The organism is Nonomuraea typhae (assembly GCF_009760925.1).
GTDB lineage: Bacteria > Actinomycetota > Actinomycetes > Streptosporangiales > Streptosporangiaceae > Nonomuraea > Nonomuraea typhae.
The window spans coordinates 1-1,019 of sequence record NZ_VRLV01000049.1 but is presented as its reverse complement, the minus strand read 5'-3'; the positions used below and the strand labels follow the sequence as shown (position 1 = coordinate 1,019).

Here is a 1,019-nt window from a genome sequence, read left to right as displayed (position 1 = left end):
CTAGGACGTGTTTCGAAGTGTATGAGGGCGTGTCGTAACCGGTAACGCAACGAGGTCTCCGGTAAAGGGTTCAACGACGAAGAAGAACCAATCCCGGAGACCTCGTGGACACCTTAGCGGTGACTCGACGGTTCGATCTGACCGATGCGCAGTGGGCGCGGCTGGAGCCGCTGCTGCCCGCTTGTCGTCGTCCCGGTCGGCCGTCGCGATGGACCAAGCGCCAGCTCATCGATGGCATCCGCCGGCGGATCAGGGTCGGTGCCCCCTGGCGGGATGTTCCTGCCTGCTACGGCTCCTGGCACGCGATCTACAGCCTGTTCCGCCGTTGGCAACGAGCAGGCGCCTGGCAGCAGATCTTCACGGCCGTGCAGACGCCGGCCGACGCAGCAGGCCTGATCGGCTGGGACATCGGCGTCGACTCGACCATCTGCCGAGCCCATCAGCACGCCGCAGGCGCACGACGCGACAGCCACGAGCAGGCCGAGCCGCCCGGCGGGACGGTCACCGAGCCCGCCGATCATGCCCTGGGCCGCTCCCGCGGCGGCTTGTCCACCAAGCTGCACGTGGCCTGCGAGCAGGGCCAGGGCTTGCTCGCCGTGATCGTCACCGCCGGGCACCGTGGGGACGCGCCGCAGTTCCCGATGGTGATGGCCGCCATCCGGGTCCCCCGGCCAGGCCGGGGCCGGCCCCGCACCCGACCCCGCCGGGTACGAGCCGACAAGGCCTATTCCTCCCGCGCGATCCGGGCACACCTGCGCACCCGCAAGATCGCCTGCACCATCCCAGAACCGGCTGATCAGATCGCCCACCGCCGACGCCGTGGCAGCCGAGGCGGCCGCCCACCTGCGTTCGACCCCGTCGACTACCAGGTCCGCTCAGCCGTGGAATGCGGCATCAACCGACTCAAACGCCACCGAGCCCTGGCCACCCGCTACGACAAGCTCGCGGTCCGCTACCAAGCCAGCGTGCACGTAGTCGCCATCAACGACTGGCTCACCCGACTTTGAAACACGTCCTAG

Annotated in this window: 1 protein-coding gene; it reads left to right on the top strand. The window is 68.8% G+C overall.

The window, feature by feature from the left end; genetic code table 11:
• Window positions 1-104: 104 nt before the first annotated feature.
• Window positions 105-1,007 carry an IS5 family transposase gene (locus tag FVE25_RS53650; RefSeq protein ID WP_157255261.1) on the top strand — a complete coding sequence of 301 codons (903 nt, stop codon included), beginning with the start codon at window positions 105-107 and terminating at the stop codon, window positions 1,005-1,007.
• Window positions 1,008-1,019 lie beyond the last annotated feature (12 nt).